The organism is Kosakonia oryzendophytica, assembly GCF_027886705.1.
Classification (GTDB): Bacteria; Pseudomonadota; Gammaproteobacteria; order Enterobacterales; family Enterobacteriaceae; genus Kosakonia; species Kosakonia oryzendophytica.
Window position 1 is genome coordinate 4,933,843 of record NZ_CP115659.1, and the last position, 23,131, is coordinate 4,956,973.

Below are 23,131 nucleotides of genomic sequence, written 5' to 3' on the forward strand. Positions count from 1 at the left end.
ATTCTACCACACTATGAGCAAAACACATTTAACAGAACAGAAGTTTTCCGACTTCGCCCTGCACCCAAAAGTGATTGAGGCCCTTGAAAATAAAGGGTTTCATAATTGCACGCCTATTCAGGCACTGGCCCTTCCGCTGACGCTGGCGGGCCGGGATGTTGCAGGTCAGGCGCAAACCGGTACCGGCAAAACGATGGCGTTTTTAACGTCAACGTTCCACTATCTCCTTTCTCACCCGGCGATCGAAGACCGCAAAGTGAACCAGCCGCGCGCAATTATTATGGCGCCGACCCGTGAACTTGCGGTGCAAATCCACGCCGATGCGGAGCCCCTGGCGCAGGCGACAGGTCTGAAACTGGGCCTGGCTTACGGCGGTGATGGCTACGACAAGCAGCTGAAAGTACTGGAAAGCGGCGTCGATATTCTGATCGGCACCACTGGCCGCCTTATTGATTACACCAAACAGAACCATATTAACCTGGGCGCGATCCAGGTCGTGGTGCTGGACGAAGCCGATCGTATGTACGATCTGGGCTTTATAAAAGATATCCGTTGGTTGTTCCGCCGTATGCCGGCAACCGACCAGCGTCTTAATATGCTGTTCTCCGCGACCCTCTCTTACCGAGTGCGTGAACTGGCGTTCGAGCAAATGAACAACGCTGAATACGTGGAAGTCGAACCGGAACAGAAAACCGGCCACCGTATCAAAGAAGAGCTGTTCTATCCGTCCAATGATGAAAAAATGCGTTTACTGCAAACGCTGATTGAAGAAGAGTGGCCGGATCGTGCAATCATCTTCGCCAACACTAAACACCGTTGTGAAGATATCTGGGGCCACCTGGCCGCAGATGGTCACCGTGTTGGTTTATTGACGGGCGATGTGGCGCAGAAAAAACGCCTGCGCATTCTTGATGAATTCACGCGTGGCGATCTCGATATTCTGGTAGCAACAGATGTGGCGGCTCGTGGTCTGCATATTCCTGCCGTAACACATGTTTTTAACTACGATCTGCCGGACGATTGCGAAGATTACGTGCACCGTATCGGTCGTACCGGTCGCGCTGGCGCAAGCGGCAATTCCATCAGCCTGGCCTGTGAAGAATACGCGCTGAACCTGCCCGCTATTGAAACCTATATTGGCCACTCCATTCCGGTCAGTAAATACAACCCGGATGCCCTGCTCAGCGAACTGCCGCCGCCAAAACGCCTGACGCGCCCCCGCTCTGGCAACGGCCCGCGTCGCAGTGGTGGCGCACCACGTAATCGTCGTCGTTCAGGTTAAAAAAATATGCTCGGTTCCGCCTCGCTCTATGCAGCTATTGATCTCGGTTCCAACAGTTTTCATATGCTGGTTGTACGCGAGGTGGCGGGCAGTATCCAGACGCTGTCCCGCATTAAACGCAAGGTTCGCCTGGCCGCCGGCCTGAGCAGCGAAAATCATCTTTCTCAGGAAGCCATGGAGCGCGGTTGGCAATGTCTGCGGCTGTTCTCTGAACGACTACAGGATATCCCGCAAGAACAAATCCGCGTCGTGGCAACCGCCACGCTGCGTCTGGCGGTTAACGCCCGGACTTTCCTCGATAAGGCGCAAGAGATCCTCGGCTGCCCGGTGCAAGTTATCAGCGGTGAAGAAGAGGCGCGCCTGATATATCAAGGCGTTGCCCACACAACAGGCGGCGCCGATCAGCGTCTTGTCGTGGATATTGGCGGCGCAAGTACCGAACTGGTGACTGGCACCGGCGCGCAAACCACATCGCTGTTCAGCCTTTCGATGGGCTGTGTCACCTGGCTAGAACGTTTTTTTACCGATCGCAATCTCGGGCAGGAGAATTTCCAGGCGGCAGAGCTTGCGGCTCGCGAGGTATTGCGTCCGGTCGCCGGTGAGCTTCGTCGCCACGGCTGGAAAGTCTGCGTCGGCGCATCCGGCACGGTTCAGGCGTTGCAAGAGATCATGATGGCGCAAGGGATGGATGAACGCATCACCCTCGCCAAACTGCAGCAGTTGAAGCAGCGCGCGATTCAGTGCGGGCGTCTTGAAGAACTGGAGATTGAAGGCCTGACGCTTGAGCGTGCGCTGGTTTTCCCAAGCGGCCTGGCGATCTTGATCGCCATTTTCACTGAGATGAATATTGAAAGCATGACGCTCGCCGGTGGCGCATTGCGGGAAGGTCTGGTCTACGGCATGTTGCATCTGGCGGTCGATCAGGATATTCGCAGCCGCACGCTGCGCAATATTCAGCGCCGTTTTATCATCGACACCGATCAGTCAAGACGTGTCTCCACGCTGGCGGGACGCTTTGCGCAGAGCGTTGAAAAAGCATGGGAGCTTGATGCTTACAGCACCGATATCCTGAAAGTTGCCTGCGAACTTCACGAAATCGGCCTCAGCATAGAGTTCAAACAGGCACCGCTACATGCCGCCTGGCTGGTACGAAATCTCGACCTGCCTGGCTTTACACCAGCGCAGAAAAAACTGCTTGCCACACTGCTGCTGAACCAGACCAACGCGGTTGATCTCTCGTCATTGCATCAGCAAAACGCCGTACCGCCACGCGTTGCGGAACATCTGTGCCGTTTACTGCGTCTGGCGATTATCTTTGCCAACCGTCGTCGTGACGACCTGTTGCCGGACATTGCCGTTAGCGCACAGGGTGAAAAACTCACACTGACACTTCCTGAGGGCTGGCTGGCTGGCCATCCACTGGGTGCGGAGTTGATCGAGCAGGAAAGCCAGTGGCAGAGCTATGTACACTGGGCGCTGGAAATCCGGTAACCAATAAGCGTTGATAAGGCCCGGTAGTACCGGGCTTTTTTATTTTCCTTTCGCTTTTGCCAGCATCGCCCGGATATTCGCCACATTGGCCTGGCCTTTGTGCATGCGCTCTTCCGGGCTGACTACCTTGCGCTCCTGCTCCCAGATCAGATCATCTTGCGGTAACTCCAGCAGAAAACGGCTTGGCTCCGGGCGCACCAGTTCACCGTACTGACGACGCTCTTTGCACAACGTGAAAATCAGCTCTTTCTGCGCACGCGTTATGCCAACGTAAGCCAGACGGCGTTCCTCATCAACGTTATCTTCATCAATGCTGCTTTGATGCGGCAGTAAGCCTTCTTCCATGCCGACCAGAAAGACATAAGGGAACTCCAGGCCTTTAGACGCATGCAGTGTCATCAGTTGTACCTGGTCGGACTCATCGTCGCTTTCACCCCGCTCCATCATATCGCGCAGGGTGAAACGCGTGACTACCTGATCCAGCGTCATCGGCTCATCCAGTTCATTACCTTCGAGCATCTCGGTCATCCAGCCAAACAACGTATTGACGTTTTTCATACGCATTTCCGCCGCCTTCGGGCTGGGCGAGGTTTCGAATAACCAGGATTCATAATCAATGCCGTGAATGAGATCACGCACGGCAGCAATGGGCTCACGCTCCGACAGGCGCTGTATATCGCCAAGCCACCGGGTAAAGCGTGTTAAAGACTCATAACCGCGCCCGGTAAGCGTCTGGTTTAGCCCAACGTCAAAGCTGGCGGCAAACAGGCTCTTATTGCGCACCATTGCCCATTCCCCCAGTTTTTGCAGCGTGGCGGAACCAATTTCACGCTTCGGCGTGTTCACAATGCGCAAAAACGCGCTGTCATCATCCGTATTGGTTAGCACCCGCAGATAAGCCAACAGATCTTTAATTTCCGGGCGCGAGAAAAAGGAGGTGCCGCCAGAAATCTTGTACGGAATGCGGTTCTGCATGAGGAATTTTTCAAACACCCGCGACTGATGGTTGCCGCGATAGAGGATGGCATAATCCTTATACTGCGTTTTATTCACAAAGTGATGGGCAATCAACTCACCGGTCACGCGCTCAGCTTCATGCTCCTCATGGTTGGCGCTCAGGACTTTCAGCTCCGTACCGTAGCCGAGCTCCGAAAACAGACGTTTTTCAAACACGTGTGGGTTATTGGCGATCAGGATGTTTGCCGCTTTCAGGATACGCCCGGAAGAACGGTAGTTCTGCTCCAGCTTAATGACCTGCAACGCCGGGAAATCCTGACTCAGTAACACCAGGTTTTGCGGCCTCGCGCCGCGCCAGGAGTAAATTGACTGGTCATCGTCGCCTACCACCGTAAACCGTGCGCGCTTGCCCACCAGCAGTTTTACCAGTTCGTACTGGCTGGTGTTGGTATCCTGATATTCATCCACCAGCAGATAGCGGATCTTGTTCTGCCAGCGCTCGCGCACCTCTTCATTGCGCTGCAATAGTAGCGTGGGTAGCAGGATCAAATCGTCAAAATCGAGAACGTTGCACGCCTTCATATGGGCGGTATAAAGACCGTAGCAATGGGCGAACATACGATCCCGTTCGCCGATCGCGCGAGCGGCCGCCTGCTGCGGGGTAAGCAGATCGTTTTTCCAGTTTGAGATCGCCGAGATCAGTTGTTGCAGGACGACTTTGTCATCTTCGATCAGCCCCTCAGTCAGATCTTTGAGGAGGGCGACCTGATCGGTATCGTCGAACAACGAAAAGTTAGATTTCATACCCAGCGCAGCATATTCACGCTTGATGATATCCAGCCCCAACGTATGGAACGTGGAGATCATCAACCCCCGAGCCTCTTTCCGGCCCAGCGTTTGCGCGACACGCTCCTTCATTTCGCGTGCGGCTTTGTTGGTAAAGGTGACCGCTGCAATATGTCGCGCCTGATAGCCGCAACCCCGAATAAGGTGAGCGATTTTATTGGTGATCACGCGCGTTTTACCGGATCCTGCGCCCGCCAGCACCAGGCAGGGGCCGGTGACGAATTCGACGGCTTGTTGTTGTCCGGGATTTAAACGCATAGAAAAAATCACTCAATGAAAGTCAGGAAGGAAATAAACAGCGTGGTAGTATAGCCAGCCCAAACTCCTCCACTCAAGGCACGATCATGGCAAAAACAGCAGCAGCACTGCACATCCTTGTTAAAGAAGAGAAACTGGCGCTGGATCTTCTGGAACAAATCAAAAACGGCGGCGACTTCGAGAAACTGGCGAAAAAACACTCTATTTGCCCGTCAGGCAAAAAGGGAGGCCATTTAGGGGAATTCCGTCAGGGTCAGATGGTACCGGCTTTCGATAAAGTGGTGTTTTCCTGCCCGGTGCTGGAGCCGACCGGCCCGCTGCACACCCAGTTCGGTTATCACATTATCAAAGTGCTGTATCGCAACTAATATAAAGCCCAGTAGCGCTCACGCTTACCGGGCTTACGTTACTGCAGGTCGGGCTGGCGAAACGCTTACCCGACCTCTTTTTTAGCCTGCGACAGCAATACGCTTCATATCGGTCATATAGCCACGCAGTTTCTGACCCACTTTTTCAATCGCATGACTGCGGATCGCTTCGTTCACATCACGCAGTTGCGCGTTATCAACAGCGCCTTCGGCAATCGCCTGGCCCAGATCGCCCGTCTGCAGCGTGGTCATAAACTCTTTCAGCAGCGGAACACAGGCATAAGAGAACAGGTAGTTACCGTACTCAGCGGTATCAGAGATAACCACGTTCATTTCATACAGGCGTTTACGCGCGATGGTGTTGGCAATCAGCGGCAGCTCGTGCAGTGATTCATAGTAAGCTGACTCTTCGATGATGCCGGAGGAAACCATGGTTTCAAACGCCAGTTCAACACCCGCTTTCACCATCGCGATCATCAGTACGCCTTTATCGAAGTACTCTTGTTCGCTGATTTTGCCTTCAAACTGCGGTGCGGTCTCGAATGCGGTTTTACCGGTCTCTTCACGCCAGGTCAGCAGTTTTTTATCATCGTTAGCCCAATCAGCCATCATGCCGGAGGAGAATTCGCCGGAGATGATGTCATCCATATGTTTCTGGAACAGCGGCGCCATAATGCCTTTCAGTTGTTCTGACAGCGCGTAAGCACGCAGTTTTGCCGGGTTAGAAAGACGGTCCATCATCAGAGTGATGCCGCCCTGTTTCAGCGCTTCGGTGATGGTTTCCCAGCCGAACTGAATCAGTTTTTCCGCGTAAGCGGCATCAGTACCTTCTGCCACCAGCTTGTCGAAGCACAGCAGAGAACCAGCCTGCAACATACCGCAGAGAATGGTCTGTTCGCCCATCAGGTCAGATTTCACCTCCGCAACGAAAGAGGACTCCAGAACCCCGGCGCGATGGCCGCCCGTGGCTGCAGCCCAGGCTTTAGCGATCGCCATACCTTCACCTTTCGGATCGTTCTCCGGGTGCACAGCAATCAGGGTCGGTACGCCAAAACCGCGTTTGTACTCTTCACGCACTTCGGTACCCGGGCATTTCGGCGCAACCATCACCACGGTGATGTCTTTACGGATCTGCTCGCCCACTTCGACGATATTGAAACCATGGGAGTAACCCAGCGCCGCGCCATCTTTCATCAGCGGCTGTACGGAACGCACTACGTCAGAGTGTTGCTTGTCCGGCGTCAGGTTAACCACCAGATCCGCCTGCGGGATCAGCTCTTCATAGGTGCCAACGTTAAAACCGTTTTCGGTCGCTTTGCGCCAGGATGCACGTTTTTCAGCGATCGCTTCCTTACGCAGCGCGTAGGAGATATCCAGGCCAGAGTCGCGCATATTCAGACCCTGATTCAGGCCCTGGGCGCCGCAGCCGACAATGACCACTTTTTTACCCTGAAGGTAGCTTGCGCCATCGGCAAATTCTTCACGCGCCATAAAGCGACATTTGCCCAGCTGCGCCAGCTGCTGGCGCAGGTTCAGTGTATTAAAGTAGTTAGCCATGGTGAGACCTCATGATGTTGTGTTGTCGTGCTTATTGTTCGGTTCGCTGTTTCGCGAGATTGAACCCACTATATGACAGGAAATGCGTTGCTTAAATTGATATATTAACAATGTGACATTGCAATTTTTGCAATACAAATTTGTGGAGCCTGTCTCATGGATTTACGCGACCTGAAAACTTTTCTGCATTTGGCGGAAAGCCGCCATTTTGGCCGTAGCGCGCGGGCCATGCACGTCAGCCCTTCCACGCTCTCGCGCCAGATTCAGCGACTGGAAGAGGATCTCGGCCAGCCGCTTTTTGTGCGGGATAACCGCACCGTCACACTGACCGAAGCGGGAGAAGAACTGCGCGTTTTCGCTCAACAAACTTTATTGCAGTATCAGCAACTCCGCCACACGATAGACCAGCAAGGCCCCTCCCTTTCCGGCGAGTTGCATCTGTTTTGTTCCGTTACTGCGGCGTACAGCCATTTGCCGCCGATCCTCGATCGCTTCCGTGCTGAACATCCGTCGGTGGAAATCAAACTCACCACCGGCGATGCCGCCGACGCGATGGAAAAAGTGGTCACTGGCGAAGCAGATCTGGCGATAGCCGGGAAACCGGAAACCTTGCCCGGCGCAGTGGCTTTTTCCATGCTGGAAAATCTTGCTGTTGTGCTGATAGCCCCGGCCTTACCCTGCCCGGTACGCAACCAGGTTTCGCAGCCAGATCCCGACTGGTCGACGGTGCCGTTTATTATGGCGGATCAAGGGCCAGTGCGCCGCCGCATTGAGCTGTGGTTTCGTCGTCATAAAATCAGTAACCCGTCGATTTACGCCACCGTTGGCGGCCACGAAGCAATGGTATCAATGGTCGCATTAGGCTGTGGCGTAGCGCTGATTCCGGAAGTGGTGCTGGAAAACAGCCCGGAACCGGTGCGCAATCGGGTGATGATCCTTGAGCGCAGCGACGAGAAAACCCCGTTCGAGCTGGGCGTATGCGCACAAAAAAAGCGGCTGCATGAGCCGCTTGTCAGTGCTTTCTGGCAAATCCTGCCCAACCATTAACCGACTAACCAGCGAGGAAAAACCGGAACGCCGGGTTATGCGTCTCATCATGGCAATCATAACCGAGCTCATTGAGCCGGGTTTCGAAGTCCGGCTCATGATCCGCCAGCTCAAACGCCGCCAGCACACGACCATAATCAGTACCGTGGCTGCGATAATGGAACAGCGAGATATTCCAGTGAGTGCCGAGCGTGTGCAAAAACTTCAGCAGCGCGCCGGGGGATTCCGGGAATTCAAAACTGTATAAGCGCTCTTGCAACGGCTTAGATGGCCGACCGCCGACCATGTAACGCACGTGCAGTTTCGCCATCTCATCGTCGGAGAGATCCACCACGTCATAGCCGCCTTTATGCAGCAGTTCGAGTATCTCTTTACGTTCTTCTACCCCACGGCTTAAGCGCACGCCGACAAAAATGCAGGCGTCCTTCGCATCCGCAAAGCGATAGTTAAACTCGGTAACAGAACGCCCGCCAAGCAACTGGCAGAACTTCAGAAAGCTGCCTTTCTCTTCCGGAATTGTGACCGCCAACAGTGCTTCGCGCTGTTCACCCAGTTCGCAACGCTCGGAGACATAGCGCAGACCGTGGAAATTGACATTAGCGCCGGAAAGCACATGCGCCAGTCGTTCGCCGCGAATATTATGCATAGCGATGTATTTTTTCATGCCCGCCAGCGCCAACGCACCGGAAGGTTCAGCCACAGCACGAACGTCTTCGAACAGATCTTTCATCGCCGCACAAATCGCATCGCTATCCACGGTGACGATGTCGTCGAGATAGGCCTGACACAGCCGGAACGTTTCGTTGCCGATACGTTTTACCGCCACCCCTTCCGCAAACAGCCCGACACGGGGTAAATCAACCGGATGGCCCGCATCCAAGGCGGCTTTCAGACAGGCCGACTCTTCCGCTTCGACGGCAATAACCTTGATTTGCGGCATCAGTTGCTTAATCAACACCGCTACGCCCGCCGCCAGACCGCCGCCGCCCACCGGTACAAAAACGCGATCGATATGCGCATCCTGCTGTAAAAGCTCCAACGCCAGTGTCCCCTGCCCGGCAATCACCATCGGGTGATCGAATGGCGGTACAAAGGTGAAACCCTGCTGTTGCGACAGCTCAATGGCTTTAGCTTTGGCTTCATCAAAGTTAGCGCCGTGCAGCAGTACCTCGCCGCCGAAGCCTCGTACCGCATCAACTTTGATATCCGCAGTCGCGACCGGCATAACGATAAGCGATTTAATACCAAGCCGGGTGGAAGACATTGCCACACCTTGCGCATGGTTACCTGCCGAAGCCGTGATTACGCCGCTTGCTTTCTGCTCTTCCGTCAGCCCGGCGATCATCGCGTACGCCCCACGCAGCTTAAAGCTGTGCACTGGCTGCCTGTCTTCGCGTTTCACCAGAATGACGTTATCAAGACGTGAAGAGAGCTTTTCCATTTTTTGCAGCGGCGTTACCTGCGCCGCTTCATAAACCGGTGCGCGAAGCACCGCCCTCAGATATTCCGCCCCTTCGGGGGCGGCGGAGAGGGGTTGGGATTCGGCCATCATTAACCCCCGAGTTTAGATTTATCACGTACTGCGCCTTTGTCTGCACTGGTCGCGAGGCTGGCATAGGCGCGCAGCGCAAAGGATACCTGACGTTCGCGATCGACAGGCGTCCAGGCTTTATCGCCGCGGGCTTCCTGGGCTTCACGACGCGCAGCCAGTTCCTGATCGCTCAGTTGCAGTTGAATGCTACGACTCGGAATGTCGATAGCAATGATGTCGCCATTTTCAATCAGGCCGATGTTGCCACCGCTGGCCGCTTCGGGTGAAACGTGACCGATAGAAAGACCGGAGGTACCGCCGGAGAAACGACCGTCGGTGATCAGTGCGCAGGCCTTACCTAAACCCATTGATTTCAGGAAGCTGGTTGGATAAAGCATCTCTTGCATACCTGGGCCACCTTTTGGACCTTCGTAGCGAATCACCACGACATCGCCGGCTACCACTTTGCCGCCGAGGATAGCCTCAACAGCCGCGTCCTGGCTTTCGTACACTTTCGCCGGGCCGGTAAATTTCAGGTTGCTGTCATCAACACCCGCTGTTTTCACGATACAACCGTTCTCCGCAAAGTTGCCGTACAGCACCGCCAGACCGCCATCTTTACTGTAAGCATGATCCAGCGAGCGGATACAGCCTTCAGCGCGATCGTCATCCAGCGTGTCCCAGCGGCAATTCTGCGAAAATGCTTGCGTGGTTCGGATGCCTGCCGGACCTGCGCGGAACATGGTTTTCACCGCCTCGTCTTTGGTCAGCATCACATCGTATTGTTCAAGGGTTTGCGGCAACGACAGGCCCAGCACGTTTTTCACGTCGCGGTTCAGCAGGCCTGCACGATCCAGCTCTCCGAGGATACCCAACACGCCACCGGCGCGATGCACATCTTCCATATGGTATTTCTGCGTACTTGGTGCGACCTTACACAACTGCGGCACCTTGCGGGAAAGCTTGTCAATGTCGCTCATGGTGAAGTCAATTTCCGCTTCCTGCGCGGCGGCCAGCAGGTGCAGAACAGTATTGGTCGAACCGCCCATGGCGATATCCAGCGTCATGGCATTTTCAAACGCCGCTTTGCTGGCGATATTACGCGGCAACGCACTGGCATCATCCTGCTCGTAATAACGTTTGGTCAGTTCAACAATGCGTTTGCCGGCATTGATAAACAGGTCTTTGCGATCGGCATGGGTGGCGAGAAGTGAGCCATTACCCGGCTGAGAAAGGCCCAACGCTTCGGTCAGGCAGTTCATTGAGTTGGCGGTAAACATACCGGAACAGGAGCCGCAGGTAGGGCAAGCGGAACGCTCAACCTGTTCACTCTGATCGTCAGAGACTTTCGGGTCTGCGCCCTGGATCATTGCATCCACCAGATCGAGTTTGATGATCTGGTTAGAGAGTTTGGTTTTCCCGGCTTCCATGGGGCCGCCGGAAACAAAAATGACCGGAATGTTCAGACGCAGGGAGGCCATCAGCATCCCCGGGGTGATTTTGTCGCAGTTGGAAATACACACCATGGCATCGGCGCAGTGGGCATTCACCATATATTCAACGGAATCAGCAATCAGCTCGCGGGAGGGCAGTGAGTAAAGCATACCGCCGTGCCCCATCGCGATGCCATCATCGACAGCAATAGTATTGAACTCTTTCGCGACGCCGCCTGCGGCTTCAATTTGCTCCGCAACCAGTTTACCAAGATCGCGCAAATGGACGTGGCCCGGCACGAACTGGGTAAACGAGTTTACGACGGCAATAATCGGTTTGCCAAAATCGGCATCGGTCATCCCGGTTGCGCGCCACAGCGCGCGGGCACCCGCCATATTGCGCCCGTGGGTGGTGGTGGCGGAACGGTACTTAGGCATGCTTAAACTCCCAGTCTATCCTGTAGATGGGATGGTGCGTGCCACCCCATGTTTCTCTGTATACCCTAAATCATTCTGGTTGCAGGAAGGCGGCAAGCAAGTGAATCCTCAGGAGCTTACATAAGTAAGTGACTGGGGTGAACGCGTGCAGCCAACACACTTACAACCTGAAGTATGATGGGTATTTATTGGTTAACTTGATCCAACCAGCCCCATTTATCCTCGGTTTCACCGGTGAAGAGGCCAAAGAATGCTTGCTGAATGCGTTTGGTAACCGGGCCACAACGGCCTTCACCAACCTGGATACCATCGACGCTGCGTACCGGCGTGATTTCTGCGGCGGTACCGGACATGAACACCTCATCCGCCAGGTACAGAGATTCGCGGGACAGTACCTGCTCGCGTACTTCAATATTCAGCTCTTTCGCCAGCTTAATGATGGCATCACGCGTGATACCCGGCAGTGCGGAAGAAGTAAACGGTGGGGTAAACAGGATACCGTCTTTCACTTCAAACAGGTTTTCGCCTGCGCCTTCAGAGATATAGCCGTTCACATCCAGCGCGATACCTTCCTGATAACCATGGCGGCGCGCTTCGCTACCAACCAGCAGGGATGAAAGGTAGTTACCACCGGCTTTTGCAGCTGTCGGAATGGTGTTTGGCGCAACGCGGTTCCAGGAAGACACCATGGCGTCGATCCCCTGATCCAGCGCTTCAGCGCCGAGATAAGCTCCCCACGGGAACGCAGCGATGATCACGTCAGTGGAGTAACCTGCAGGCGGGTTCACGCCCATACCCACGTCGCCCACAAATACCAATGGGCGGATATAAGCGCTGGTCAGGTTATTTTTGCGGATCACGGCACGGCATGCTTCCATCAGTTCGTCAGTGCTCTGAGAAACCGGGAAACGGTAAATTTTTGCAGAGTCTTGCAGGCGCTGCATATGTTCACGATGGCGGAAGACCACAGGACCTTTGTGAGAGTCGTAGCAACGGATGCCTTCAAATACAGACGTACCGTAATGCAGCGCGTGGGACATCACGTGGACTTTTGCGTCTTCCCACCGAACCATCTCGCCATTGAACCAAATGTAGTCTGCTTTTTTCGTCGTCATTGTTCTTCCTATTGCGCTTATGCGCGGATTTGTTGTGATTGTGATGATGTGGCGCGCTGTCGGATATCAACCCTGGCAACGTCGACAAGTTTGCTCAACTGGCTAAACAGTAATTCGACAGGCCGCGGACTGGCAACGGTCAATTCAATATTTATATTCCGCGCATCACTGGCGGTTTCCATGTTCATCGCGCACACCTGAAAGCCACGGTGGCGTACCACACGCAATACGCGTTCTAACGTTTCCGGGTTGAAACGAGCCTCAACGGCGACTTGATGTTGCATCATGATAATTTCTCCAGCATTTGTGCGTTACTGGCGCCGGGCGGCACCAACGGCCAGACATTCTCAAGTTCGTCGATTGAGACATGAAGCAAATATGGCCCCTGGCACGAAAGCAGGGTGTCGAGTGCCGCTTCAACCTGGTCTTTACGGGTGATGTGCTGGCCGGGGATGCCAAAGGCGCTGGCCAGCGTAAGGAAATCGGGGTTATCGGTCAGGGTGGTTTCGCTATAACGTTCATTGAAGAATAACTGCTGCCATTGACGAACCATCCCTAAGCGCTGGTTATCCAATAAAATGATCTTCAGCGGTAATTGTTTGCGTTTTACGGTGCCCAGCTCCTGAACATTCATCATGAAAGAGCCGTCACCGGAGATACAGATAACCGTATCGTCCGGGCGGGCAACCTGCGCCCCCACCGCAGCAGGCAAACCAAATCCCATGGTGCCTAATCCGCTGGAAGTAATGAAGTTTTCCGGGCGATTGAAACTCAGATGCTGGGCCGCCCACATTTGGTGCTGTCCCACATCGGTGGTCACTACGCTATTTTCCGGTTTACGCTCAGAAAGCTGCTTTAACAGCAGAGGGGCATAGATAGCCTCACCGGGATGGTCATAACGCCAGGCATGCTCGCGGCGCAGGTCGGCGTTGAACTGACGCCATTCGTCAATCATCAGCGGTTGCTGCAACGCAGGCAGCAAGGCATTTAAATCACCCTGTAGCGCAACGTGCGCCTGACGCAATTTGCTCATTTCCGCAGGATCGATATCCATATGGATGACTTTGGCGTGCGGCGCGAATGTGTTCAGTTTGCCGGTGACGCGATCATCAAAACGCGCGCCAACGGCAACCAGCAAATCACACTCCTGCACCGCAAAGTTTGCCGCTTTCGTCCCGTGCATACCCAACATGCCAAGGTAGTAAGCGTACTCCGCCTCAACTGCGCCTAACCCCTTCAGTGTGCAGGTAACCGGCATTTTTGTGACCGCAAGGAAGTCGCGCAATGCCGGAACAGCCTGAGCCATTCCCACGCCGCCGCCGACATACAGCATCGGTTTTTTAGCCTGAGAGAGCATCTGATACGCGTCAGCAACCTGCTCTTGCGGAAAGGAAACATCGTCTTCAACGGTGGAGAAATAGGGCTCCAGATTACCGACTGCCAGCTGGATATCTTTTGGGATATCAACCAGTACCGGACCAGGACGGCCCGAATTGGCAATGTGAAAAGCCTCGGCCATCACGCGGGGTAAATCCTCCAGCGACTCAACCAAAAAGCTGTGTTTCGTACAGGCCAGGGATAAACCCAGCACGTCTACTTCCTGAAATGCATCGGTACCGATAAACGGCGCTGCAACCTGCCCTGTGATAGCGACGACCGGAACGGAATCTAACAGTGCATCGGCAAGACCTGTGATCAGGTTGGTGGCACCAGGACCAGAGGTGGCGATACACACACCAGTCTTACCCGTAGAGCGGGCATACCCGATGGCTGCCATCGCCGCGCCTTGCTCATGCCGACACAGTAGGTGTTCCACGCCGCCGTCATACAATGCATCGTAAACCGGCATAATTGCGCCACCCGGATACCCGAATACGGTATCCACTTTCTGTGCCCGCAACGCATGTACTACCCACTGTGCCCCATTCATAGTTAGTTCCCCGCCGGATATCGGGAGAAACAGAATTTTGTGCTACAACTCATTCTCTGCTCCTCGTTAATGTTTTTAGGTCATAAAAAAACCCCCGGACCTTTCGGTGCGGGGGTCTTAGTTCGTTAAGGCTTGTTTTTTAAGCCTTTCCTCGTCCAAGTGCAGCCCCGCACGGTGGGATAATAATCACCACCACGCTAATCACGACCAGGCTAATCACTCGTAGAAGGGCTGTCATTTGTGTTCGTTCTTGCTTCATGTTCGAAGGAATGCCTAAAGAGTTATCACAGATTTGAGACAAGACACAAGAAATATTTATGACTTATTTTGCGAGGCAGTCGACAGGTTGCTAAAAAACCTTTGTTTTATATAGCAAAAAAGAAGGGTGAAAATATTTCACTTTTTCATGTCACTGTTCAGAGATTGAACATCCCTATAACTGATCATGCGAACGCGCTTCCAACAGTGTGAAAAGTGTTTAGGCTTGCGATGAAAGAACGGGAAACATCACGCAAATAGAAAAAAACAGCAGAGAAATGACAAAACTGAGAACCGATAATGCCCCGAAAAGGAGGTGTTATGGCGTTGTCAGTAATTTACACACGGGCAGTTCTGGGGGTCGCCGCACCGCTGGTGACGGTAGAAGTCCATATCAGCAATGGACTGCCCGGTCTGACTATCGTTGGACTGCCAGAAACGACTGTCAGGGAAGCGCGAGACAGAGTACGTAGCGCACTTATCAACAGCGGCTATGAGTTTCCCGCTAAACGGATCACCATCAACCTGGCACCGGCGGATCTACCTAAAGAAGGAGGTAGATACGATTTACCTATTGCCATCGCGCTTCTCGCTGCCTCTGAGCAGCTTACAACCGGAAAGTTAAGCCATTACGAGTTTGTCGGCGAACTCGCGCTTACAGGGGCATTACGCGGGGTTCCTGGTGCTATCTCCTGTGTGATGGAAGCCTTAAAAGCCCACAGAAACATCATCCTTGCGCAGGGGAACGAAGCAGAAGCCAGCCTGGCACAAACGCAGGCATGCCTTGTTGCTGGACATTTACAAGAGGTCTGCGCCTTTCTGGAAGACAAACATCAATTGTTACCACCGAAGCCTTTTCACCTCCCTCAGGAAGTGCACAGTGAAGATTTAAGTGATGTTATCGGACAAGAACAGGGAAAACGGGCACTGGAAATCACCGCTGCCGGCGGACATAATCTCTTGCTCATCGGACCACCCGGCACAGGAAAAACAATGCTGGCAAGTCGGTTAGGTGGATTACTTCCACCACTGAGCAATCAGGAAGCGCTGGAAAGCGCTGCGGTGATGAGTGTGTTAAACGCCGCCAACCTCACCCAGCATTGGCGACGGCGACCGTTCCGTTCGCCTCACCACAGCGCCTCACTCGCAGCTATGGTTGGGGGAGGTTCAATACCCGGTCCGGGTGAAATTTCGCTGGCACATAACGGCGTATTATTTCTCGACGAGTTGCCAGAATTTGAGAGGCGGGTACTGGATGCGTTACGCGAGCCGATTGAGTCAGGGAAAATTGATATTTCCAGAACACGAGCGAAAGTCACCTACCCGGCACGGTTCCAATTGATCGCCGCCATGAACCCTAGCCCTACAGGGCACTATCAGGGGAAACATAACCGCTGTACGCCGGAACAAACGTTACGCTATTTGGCAAAATTATCAGGCCCGTTTCTCGATCGTTTTGATCTCTCGCTGGAGATACCGCTTCCTGTCGCCGGGCTAATGAGTCAGACGCAAGTCAAAGGTGAATGCAGTGAAACGGTTCGTGCCCGCGTTGTGAGCGCGCAAGCGCGCCAGTTGGCTCGTCAGAATAAACTCAACGCGCGGCTTGAGAGTAGCGAAACCAGGCTGTTCTGTTCACTCTCCGGGGAGGACAGCGACTGGCTGGAAGAGACATTAATACGTTTGGGTCTGTCTGTGCGGGCCTGGCAGCGTCTGCTGAAGGTAGCAAGGACCATTGCCGATCTGGAGCAGCAAGAACGGATTCAGCGTTGCCACCTGCAGGAAGCGCTAAGTTACCGTGCTATCGACAGGCTATTTGTTCATCTGCAAAAAATGCTGAGATAAAAAAAGGGGCCGCAGCCCCTTTGTCTTAATCGTCGGAATCTGTGTAGTCTTCCGTGCCCTCTGTCTGCGGCTTACCGCCGGACAGGGTATGAAAACGCTTCGGACGCTTAATGCGCGCCATATACTTAATCCAGACACGTTCTGCTTCAGTGCTGGGTTCACGTTCTCCACGGCAAACGGCAATAAACTGCATCTCTTCTTCGGTCATCGGTTCGCGCTTGCCGAGCTCCAGCTCGTTAAAAGCATAACCATGACGCTCAAGCAGTTGAGCCTCTTTGATGGTGAAATCACCGTGGCGAGAGAACCCGCGTGGATAATTTTTATTGTCGAAAAAACGATTCGTCGTCGTAAAGCTTTCCGCCATCCTGCACGCTCCTAATTCTTTGGCCGAGCTATTTATGGCGCGGAGTATTAGTTACGCTTGACAGAGTGTAAAACAAAACATTTAAATCATTACGACAAATATTTTTGTGGAGAAAGCTGTGGATACGGAATTATTAAAAACTTTCCTGGAAGTGAGCAGGACTCGTCACTTTGGTCGGGCGGCTGAAGCTCTCTATTTGACGCAATCTGCGGTGAGTTTTCGTATTCGCCAACTGGAAAACCAGCTTGGAGTCAATCTTTTCACTCGTCATCGTAATAACATCCGTCTGACAGCTGCAGGAGAAAAACTTCTGCCTTACGCAGAAACGTTAATGAACACATGGCAGGCAGCAAGGAAGGAAGTCGCGCACACTTCACGTCATCACCAATTTTCTATCGGTGCCAGCGCTTCACTGTGGGAATGCATGCTAAGCGATTGGCTGACCAGGCTTTATGATCTTGGCGGTAATCTGCAGTTTGAAGCGCGTATTGCACAGCGGCAATCGCTTGTTAAGCAGTTGCATGAGCGTCAGTTAGATCTGCTGATCACCACCGAGACGCCCAAAATGGATGAGTTCAGCAGTCAGCTGCTGGGACATTTCACGCTGGCGCTGTATTGCTCAGCACCTGAAAAAACAAAATCAGAGCTAAATTACCTTCGTCTGGAATGGGGGCCTGATTTCCAGCAGCATGAGGTGGAATTGATTGCCAGCGATGATGTGCCCACATTGACGACGAGCTCGGCAGAAGTTGCGCATCGCCAGTTAACTCAATTGAATGGCTGTACATGGTTACCTGTCTTATGGGCAGATAAAAAAGAATGCTTACACCAGGTGACGGATACTGTGGCGCTTTCCCGTCCGCTTTATGCCATCTGGTTGCAGAACAGTGACAAACAAAACCAGATCAAAGATCTCTTGAAGATCAAAGTGATTGATTGAACCGTGAGGCAAGGATGCTGAATGGTATTCCACAGAAATGAGATAAAAAAACGCAAAAAAAAATCCTTAGCAAATAAATGCTAAGGATTGTTTCTGGCAGGGGCGGAGAGACTCGAACTCCCAACACCCGGTTTTGGAGACCGGTGCTCTACCAATTGAACTACGCCCCTAAATAGGGTGGCGGAACGGACGGGACTCGAACCCGCGACCCCCTGCGTGACAGGCAGGTATTCTAACCGACTGAACTACCGCTCCACCGAATTTGTCACTTTACCGGTTTTCACACCGGTTTACTGCTTAATTTGATGCCTGGCAGTTCCCTACTCTCGCATGGGGAGACCCCACACTACCATCGGCGCTACGGCGTTTCACTTCTGAGTTCGGCATGGGGTCAGGTGGGACCACCGCGCTAGTGCCGCCAGGCAAATTCTGTCATCAACACACCTTCCGGTCTGTCAATATAATCTGTATCAGGCTGATTATTGTCTCTCTTCCGCCAAAACATCTTCGGCGTTGTAAGGTTAAGCCTCACGGTTCATTAGTACCGGTTAGCTCAACGCATCGCTGCGCTTACACACCCGGCCTATCAACGTCGTCGTCTTCAACGTTCCTTCAGGAGACTCAAGGTCTCAGGGAGAACTCATCTCGGGGCAAGTTTCGTGCTTAGATGCTTTCAGCACTTATCTCTTCCGCATTTAGCTACCGGGCAGTGCCATTGGCATGACAACCCGAACACCAGTGATGCGTCCACTCCGGTCCTCTCGTACTAGGAGCAGCCCCCCTCAATTCTCCAGCGCCCACGGCAGATAGGGACCGAACTGTCTCACGACGTTCTAAACCCAGCTCGCGTACCACTTTAAATGGCGAACAGCCATACCCTTGGGACCTACTTCAGCCCCAGGATGTGATGAGCCGACATCGAGGTGCCAAACACCGCCGTCGATATGAACTCTTGGGCGGTATCAGCCTGTTATCCCCGGAGTACCTTTTATCCGTTGAGCGATGGCCCTTCCATTCAGAACCACCGGATCACTATGACCTGCTTTCGCACCTGCTCGCGCCGTCACGCTCGCAGTCAAGCCAGCTTATGCCATTGCACTAACCTCCTGATGTCCGACCAGGATTAGCTGACCTTCGTGCTCCTCCGTTACGCTTTAGGAGGAGACCGCCCCAGTCAAACTACCCACCAGACACTGTCCGCAACCCGGTTTACGGGTCCACGTTAGAACATCAAACATTAAAGGGTGGTATTTCAAGGTTGGCTCCACGCAGACTGGCGTCCACGCTTCAAAGCCTCCCACCTATCCTACACATCAAGGCTCAATGTTCAGTGTCAAGCTATAGTAAAGGTTCACGGGGTCTTTCCGTCTTGCCGCGGGTACACTGCATCTTCACAGCGAGTTCAATTTCACTGAGTCTCGGGTGGAGACAGCCTGGCCATCATTACGCCATTCGTGCAGGTCGGAACTTACCCGACAAGGAATTTCGCTACCTTAGGACCGTTATAGTTACGGCCGCCGTTTACCGGGGCTTCGATCAAGAGCTTCTCCTTACGGATAACCCCATCAATTAACCTTCCGGCACCGGGCAGGCGTCACACCGTATACGTCCACTTTCGTGTTTGCACAGTGCTGTGTTTTTAATAAACAGTTGCAGCCAGCTGGTATCTTCGACTGATTTCAGCTCCACGGGTAAACCGCTTCACCTACATATCAGCGTGCCTTCTCCCGAAGTTACGGCACCATTTTGCCTAGTTCCTTCACCCGAGTTCTCTCAAGCGCCTTGGTATTCTCTACCTGACCACCTGTGTCGGTTTGGGGTACGATTTCGTGTTACCTGGAGCTTAGAGGCTTTTCCTGGAAGCAGGGCATTTGTCACTTCAGCACCGTAGTGCCTCGTCATCACGCCTCAGTGTTAAAGTGAACCGGATTTACCTGGAACACACACCTGCACGCTTAAACCGGGACAACCGTCGCCCGGATGACATAGCCTTCTCCGTCCCCCCTTCGCAGTAACACCAAGTACAGGAATATTAACCTGTTTCCCATCGACTACGCCTTTCGGCCTCGCCTTAGGGGTCGACTCACCCTGCCCCGATTAACGTTGGACAGGAACCCTTGGTCTTCCGGCGAGCGGGCTTTTCACCCGCTTTATCGTTACTTATGTCAGCATTCGCACTTCTGATACCTCCAGCATGCCTCACAGCACACCTTCGCAGGCTTACAGAACGCTCCCCTACCCAACAACACATTCGTGTCGCTGCCGCAGCTTCGGTGCATGGTTTAGCCCCGTTACATCTTCCGCGCAGGCCGACTCGACCAGTGAGCTATTACGCTTTCTTTAAATGATGGCTGCTTCTAAGCCAACATCCTGGCTGTCTGGGCCTTCCCACATCGTTTCCCACTTAACCATGACTTTGGGACCTTAGCTGGCGGTCTGGGTTGTTTCCCTCTTCACGACGGACGTTAGCACCCGCCGTGTGTCTCCCGTGATAACATTCTCCGGTATTCGCAGTTTGCATCGGGTTGGTAAGCCGGGATGGCCCCCTAGCCGAAACAGTGCTCTACCCCCGGAGATGAATTCACGAGGCGCTACCTAAATAGCTTTCGGGGAGAACCAGCTATCTCCCGGTTTGATTGGCCTTTCACCCCCAGCCACAAGTCATCCGCTAATTTTTCAACATTAGTCGGTTCGGTCCTCCAGTTAGTGTTACCCAACCTTCAACCTGCCCATGGCTAGATCACCGGGTTTCGGGTCTATACCCTGCAACTTAACGCCCAGTTAAGACTCGGTTTCCCTTCGGCTCCCCTATTCGGTTAACCTTGCTACAGAATATAAGTCGCTGACCCATTATACAAAAGGTACGCAGTCACACCCAAAAGGGTGCTCCCACTGCTTGTACGTACACGGTTTCAGGTTCTTTTTCACTCCCCTCGCCGGGGTTCTTTTCGCCTTTCCCTCACGGTACTGGTTCACTATCGGTCAGTCAGGAGTATTTAGCCTTGGAGGATGGTCCCCCCATATTCAGACAGGATACCACGTGTCCCGCCCTACTCATCGAGCTCACAACCTGTGCATTTTTGTGTACGGGGCTGTCACCCTGTATCGCGCGACTTTCCAGACGCTTCCACTAACACACAAGCTGATTCTGGCTCTGGGCTCCTCCCCGTTCGCTCGCCGCTACTGGGGGAATCTCGGTTGATTTCTTTTCCTCGGGGTACTTAGATGTTTCAGTTCCCCCGGTTCGCCTCATTAACCTATGGATTCAGTTAATGATAGTGTGACGAGTCACACTGGGTTTCCCCATTCGGACATCGCCGGTTATAACGGTTCATATCACCTCACCGGCGCTTTTCGCAGATTAGCACGTCCTTCATCGCCTCTGACTGCCAGGGCATCCACCGTGTACGCTTGGTCGCTTAACCTCACAACCCGAAGATGTTTCGTGAAACATCCTCAGTTGCGAAAATTTGAGAGACTCGCAGAACAGTTCGCACTGTTCTGTGTTTCAATTTTCAGCTTGATCCAGATTTTTAAAGAGCAAAACTTCGCAGTACACACAGAATGTGCACTCTGAAGTTTTTTTTGAGCCGGACAGTAAAGGATGGTGGAGCTATGCGGGATCGAACCGCAGACCTCCTGCGTGCAAAGCAGGCGCTCTCCCAGCTGAGCTATAGCCCCATCGTGGTCTCTGTAACCTTAATTTCAGCTGAGACAAGGCGGGGTGACACGAAGCATACTGAAGTATGTGAGTGTCGCCGCAACGCAGTATCAGCTGAAATTTGGTAGGCCTGAGTGGACTTGAACCACCGACCTCACCCTTATCAGGGGTGCGCTCTAACCACCTGAGCTACAAGCCTGCAGAGATTCTTTACTGCTCGTTTTTCATCAGACAATCTGTGTGAGCACTGCAAAGGCAGGTTCTTTAAGGTAAGGAGGTGATCCAACCGCAGGTTCCCCTACGGTTACCTTGTTACGACTTCACCCCAGTCATGAATCACAAAGTGGTAAGCGCCCTCCCGAAGGTTAAGCTACCTACTTCTTTTGCAACCCACTCCCATGGTGTGACGGGCGGTGTGTACAAGGCCCGGGAACGTATTCACCGTGGCATTCTGATCCACGATTACTAGCGATTCCGACTTCATGGAGTCGAGTTGCAGACTCCAATCCGGACTACGACGCACTTTATGAGGTCCGCTTGCTCTCGCGAGGTCGCTTCTCTTTGTATGCGCCATTGTAGCACGTGTGTAGCCCTGGTCGTAAGGGCCATGATGACTTGACGTCATCCCCACCTTCCTCCAGTTTATCACTGGCAGTCTCCTTTGAGTTCCCGGCCGGACCGCTGGCAACAAAGGATAAGGGTTGCGCTCGTTGCGGGACTTAACCCAACATTTCACAACACGAGCTGACGACAGCCATGCAGCACCTGTCTCACAGTTCCCGAAGGCACCAAGGCATCTCTGCCAAGTTCTGTGGATGTCAAGACCAGGTAAGGTTCTTCGCGTTGCATCGAATTAAACCACATGCTCCACCGCTTGTGCGGGCCCCCGTCAATTCATTTGAGTTTTAACCTTGCGGCCGTACTCCCCAGGCGGTCGATTTAACGCGTTAGCTCCGGAAGCCACGCCTCAAGGGCACAACCTCCAAATCGACATCGTTTACAGCGTGGACTACCAGGGTATCTAATCCTGTTTGCTCCCCACGCTTTCGCACCTGAGCGTCAGTCTTCGTCCAGGAGGCCGCCTTCGCCACCGGTATTCCTCCAGATCTCTACGCATTTCACCGCTACACCTGGAATTCTACCTCCCTCTACGAGACTCCAGCCTGCCAGTTTCGAATGCAGTTCCCAGGTTGAGCCCGGGGATTTCACATCCGACTTGACAGACCGCCTGCGTGCGCTTTACGCCCAGTAATTCCGATTAACGCTTGCACCCTCCGTATTACCGCGGCTGCTGGCACGGAGTTAGCCGGTGCTTCTTCTGCGGGTAACGTCAATTGCTGCGGTTATTAACCACAACACCTTCCTCCCCGCTGAAAGTACTTTACAACCCGAAGGCCTTCTTCATACACGCGGCATGGCTGCATCAGGCTTGCGCCCATTGTGCAATATTCCCCACTGCTGCCTCCCGTAGGAGTCTGGACCGTGTCTCAGTTCCAGTGTGGCTGGTCATCCTCTCAGACCAGCTAGGGATCGTCGCCTAGGTGAGCCGTTACCCCACCTACTAGCTAATCCCATCTGGGCACATCTGATGGCAAGAGGCCCGAAGGTCCCCCTCTTTGGTCTTGCGACGTTATGCGGTATTAGCTACCGTTTCCAGTAGTTATCCCCCTCCATCAGGCAGTTTCCCAGACATTACTCACCCGTCCGCCACTCGTCACCCGAGAGCAAGCTCTCTGTGCTACCGTTCGACTTGCATGTGTTAGGCCTGCCGCCAGCGTTCAATCTGAGCCATGATCAAACTCTTCAATTTAAA

At 53.5% G+C, this 23,131-nt stretch carries 16 protein-coding genes, 4 tRNA genes and 3 rRNA genes; 6 read left to right on the plus strand and 17 right to left on the minus strand.

Annotation, left to right across the window (positions count from 1 at the left end; all coding sequences use genetic code 11):
• The first annotated feature begins 13 nt into the window (after window positions 1–13).
• Together rhlB and gppA are read left to right on the plus strand one after the other, a co-directional pair.
• Window positions 14–1,282 (plus strand): ATP-dependent RNA helicase RhlB, encoded by a 1,269-nt coding sequence (gene rhlB / locus O9K67_RS23750; RefSeq protein WP_061499212.1) that lies wholly within the window; start codon window positions 14–16, stop codon window positions 1,280–1,282.
• Between the two features lie 6 nt (window positions 1,283–1,288).
• Window positions 1,289–2,773, plus strand: coding sequence for a guanosine-5'-triphosphate,3'-diphosphate diphosphatase (gene gppA, locus O9K67_RS23755; RefSeq protein WP_061499216.1), 1,485 nt, complete (start codon window positions 1,289–1,291; stop codon window positions 2,771–2,773).
• Window positions 2,774–2,812: 39 nt separating this feature from the next.
• Here gppA and rep read toward each other — a convergent pair whose 3' ends face one another.
• Window positions 2,813–4,834, minus strand: a complete 2,022-nt coding sequence (rep, locus tag O9K67_RS23760) for a DNA helicase Rep (RefSeq protein WP_061499220.1) — start codon at window positions 4,832–4,834, stop codon at window positions 2,813–2,815.
• An 86-nt stretch (window positions 4,835–4,920) separates the two neighbouring features.
• On the opposite strand from rep, the gene ppiC reads away from it, so the two are divergent.
• Window positions 4,921–5,202, plus strand: a complete 282-nt coding sequence (ppiC, locus tag O9K67_RS23765; RefSeq protein ID WP_001140255.1) for a peptidylprolyl isomerase PpiC — start codon at window positions 4,921–4,923, stop codon at window positions 5,200–5,202.
• 81 nt (window positions 5,203–5,283) lie between these two features.
• On the opposite strand, the gene ilvC is transcribed toward ppiC, so the two are convergent.
• Window positions 5,284–6,759, minus strand: a complete 1,476-nt coding sequence (gene ilvC, locus O9K67_RS23770) for a ketol-acid reductoisomerase (protein WP_061499223.1) — start codon at window positions 6,757–6,759, stop codon at window positions 5,284–5,286.
• 156 nt (window positions 6,760–6,915) lie between these two features.
• Here ilvC and ilvY point away from each other — a divergent pair, with 156 nt between their 5' ends.
• Window positions 6,916–7,806 carry an HTH-type transcriptional activator IlvY gene (ilvY, locus tag O9K67_RS23775; RefSeq protein ID WP_061499226.1) on the plus strand — a complete coding sequence of 297 codons (891 nt, stop codon included), beginning with the start codon at window positions 6,916–6,918 and terminating at the stop codon, window positions 7,804–7,806.
• Between the two features lie 4 nt (window positions 7,807–7,810).
• On the opposite strand, the gene ilvA is transcribed toward ilvY, so the two are convergent.
• From ilvA to ilvL, 7 genes are all read right to left on the minus strand, one after another.
• Window positions 7,811–9,355, minus strand: coding sequence for a threonine ammonia-lyase, biosynthetic (gene ilvA / locus O9K67_RS23780; RefSeq protein ID WP_088237739.1), 1,545 nt, complete (start codon window positions 9,353–9,355; stop codon window positions 7,811–7,813).
• 2 nt (window positions 9,356–9,357) lie between these two features.
• Entirely contained in the window at window positions 9,358–11,208 is a 1,851-nt protein-coding gene (ilvD, locus tag O9K67_RS23785; RefSeq protein ID WP_061499234.1) for a dihydroxy-acid dehydratase, read from the minus strand.
• A 185-nt stretch (window positions 11,209–11,393) separates the two neighbouring features.
• Window positions 11,394–12,323, minus strand: coding sequence for a branched-chain-amino-acid transaminase (ilvE, locus tag O9K67_RS23790; RefSeq protein ID WP_061499237.1), 930 nt, complete (start codon window positions 12,321–12,323; stop codon window positions 11,394–11,396).
• 17 nt (window positions 12,324–12,340) lie between these two features.
• A complete protein-coding gene (gene ilvM / locus O9K67_RS23795; RefSeq protein ID WP_017459702.1) occupies window positions 12,341–12,610 on the minus strand; it encodes an acetolactate synthase 2 small subunit in 270 nt (89 codons plus the stop codon).
• Entirely contained in the window at window positions 12,607–14,253 is a 1,647-nt protein-coding gene (gene ilvG / locus O9K67_RS23800) for an acetolactate synthase 2 catalytic subunit (protein ID WP_061499240.1), read from the minus strand. The genes ilvM and ilvG overlap by 4 nt, the downstream gene beginning before the upstream one ends.
• A gap of 2 nt (window positions 14,254–14,255) precedes the next feature.
• Window positions 14,256–14,306, minus strand: a complete 51-nt coding sequence (gene ilvX / locus O9K67_RS24805) for a peptide IlvX (RefSeq protein ID WP_209446748.1) — start codon at window positions 14,304–14,306, stop codon at window positions 14,256–14,258.
• Window positions 14,307–14,392: 86 nt separating this feature from the next.
• A complete protein-coding gene (gene ilvL / locus O9K67_RS23805) occupies window positions 14,393–14,491 on the minus strand; it encodes an ilv operon leader peptide (protein WP_001311244.1) in 99 nt (32 codons plus the stop codon).
• Between the two features lie 341 nt (window positions 14,492–14,832).
• Here ilvL and O9K67_RS23810 point away from each other — a divergent pair, with 341 nt between their 5' ends.
• Window positions 14,833–16,353, plus strand: a complete 1,521-nt coding sequence (locus O9K67_RS23810) for a YifB family Mg chelatase-like AAA ATPase (RefSeq protein WP_061499243.1) — start codon at window positions 14,833–14,835, stop codon at window positions 16,351–16,353.
• Between the two features lie 25 nt (window positions 16,354–16,378).
• Here the strand turns inward: O9K67_RS23810 and O9K67_RS23815 are convergent, their stop codons facing one another.
• Window positions 16,379–16,717 carry a DUF413 domain-containing protein gene (locus tag O9K67_RS23815; RefSeq protein WP_061499247.1) on the minus strand — a complete coding sequence of 113 codons (339 nt, stop codon included), beginning with the start codon at window positions 16,715–16,717 and terminating at the stop codon, window positions 16,379–16,381.
• A gap of 106 nt (window positions 16,718–16,823) precedes the next feature.
• On the opposite strand from O9K67_RS23815, the gene hdfR reads away from it, so the two are divergent.
• Window positions 16,824–17,657, plus strand: a complete 834-nt coding sequence (hdfR, locus tag O9K67_RS23820; protein ID WP_088237706.1) for an HTH-type transcriptional regulator HdfR — start codon at window positions 16,824–16,826, stop codon at window positions 17,655–17,657.
• A 94-nt stretch (window positions 17,658–17,751) separates the two neighbouring features.
• On the opposite strand, the gene O9K67_RS23825 is transcribed toward hdfR, so the two are convergent.
• The 7 genes from O9K67_RS23825 to O9K67_RS23855 form a co-directional block, all read right to left on the minus strand.
• Window positions 17,752–17,827: transfer RNA gene (locus tag O9K67_RS23825), tRNA-Trp, on the minus strand.
• Between the two features lie 8 nt (window positions 17,828–17,835).
• A tRNA-Asp gene (locus tag O9K67_RS23830) sits at window positions 17,836–17,912 on the minus strand.
• Between the two features lie 52 nt (window positions 17,913–17,964).
• Window positions 17,965–18,080 (minus strand): 5S ribosomal RNA (gene rrf / locus O9K67_RS23835).
• 94 nt (window positions 18,081–18,174) lie between these two features.
• A 23S ribosomal RNA gene (locus O9K67_RS23840) occupies window positions 18,175–21,082 on the minus strand.
• Window positions 21,083–21,262: 180 nt separating this feature from the next.
• Window positions 21,263–21,338: transfer RNA gene (locus O9K67_RS23845), tRNA-Ala, on the minus strand.
• Between the two features lie 102 nt (window positions 21,339–21,440).
• Window positions 21,441–21,517, minus strand: a tRNA-Ile gene (locus tag O9K67_RS23850).
• Between the two features lie 71 nt (window positions 21,518–21,588).
• A 16S ribosomal RNA gene (locus O9K67_RS23855) occupies window positions 21,589–23,128 on the minus strand.
• The 16S, 23S and 5S rRNA genes sit together here with 4 tRNA genes alongside, the layout of an rRNA operon.
• Window positions 23,129–23,131: the final 3 nt, after the last annotated feature.

Excerpts from the sequence above, each read along its gene's own strand:
- rhlB (WP_061499212.1), top strand. The coding sequence starts at position 14 with ATGAGCAAAACACATTTAACAGAACAGAAGTTTTCCGACTTCGCCCTG.
- gppA (WP_061499216.1), top strand. The coding sequence starts at position 1,289 with ATGCTCGGTTCCGCCTCGCTCTATGCAGCTATTGATCTCGGTTCCAAC.
- rep (WP_061499220.1), bottom strand. The coding sequence starts at position 4,834 with ATGCGTTTAAATCCCGGACAACAACAAGCCGTCGAATTCGTCACCGGC.
- ppiC (WP_001140255.1), top strand. The coding sequence starts at position 4,921 with ATGGCAAAAACAGCAGCAGCACTGCACATCCTTGTTAAAGAAGAGAAA.
- ilvC (WP_061499223.1), bottom strand. The coding sequence starts at position 6,759 with ATGGCTAACTACTTTAATACACTGAACCTGCGCCAGCAGCTGGCGCAG.
- ilvY (WP_061499226.1), top strand. The coding sequence starts at position 6,916 with ATGGATTTACGCGACCTGAAAACTTTTCTGCATTTGGCGGAAAGCCGC.
- ilvA (WP_088237739.1), bottom strand. The coding sequence starts at position 9,355 with ATGGCCGAATCCCAACCCCTCTCCGCCGCCCCCGAAGGGGCGGAATAT.
- ilvD (WP_061499234.1), bottom strand. The coding sequence starts at position 11,208 with ATGCCTAAGTACCGTTCCGCCACCACCACCCACGGGCGCAATATGGCG.
- ilvE (WP_061499237.1), bottom strand. The coding sequence starts at position 12,323 with ATGACGACGAAAAAAGCAGACTACATTTGGTTCAATGGCGAGATGGTT.
- ilvM (WP_017459702.1), bottom strand. The coding sequence starts at position 12,610 with ATGATGCAACATCAAGTCGCCGTTGAGGCTCGTTTCAACCCGGAAACG.
- ilvG (WP_061499240.1), bottom strand. The coding sequence starts at position 14,253 with ATGAATGGGGCACAGTGGGTAGTACATGCGTTGCGGGCACAGAAAGTG.
- ilvL (WP_001311244.1), bottom strand. The coding sequence starts at position 14,491 with ATGACAGCCCTTCTACGAGTGATTAGCCTGGTCGTGATTAGCGTGGTG.
- O9K67_RS23810 (WP_061499243.1), top strand. The coding sequence starts at position 14,833 with ATGGCGTTGTCAGTAATTTACACACGGGCAGTTCTGGGGGTCGCCGCA.
- O9K67_RS23815 (WP_061499247.1), bottom strand. The coding sequence starts at position 16,717 with ATGGCGGAAAGCTTTACGACGACGAATCGTTTTTTCGACAATAAAAAT.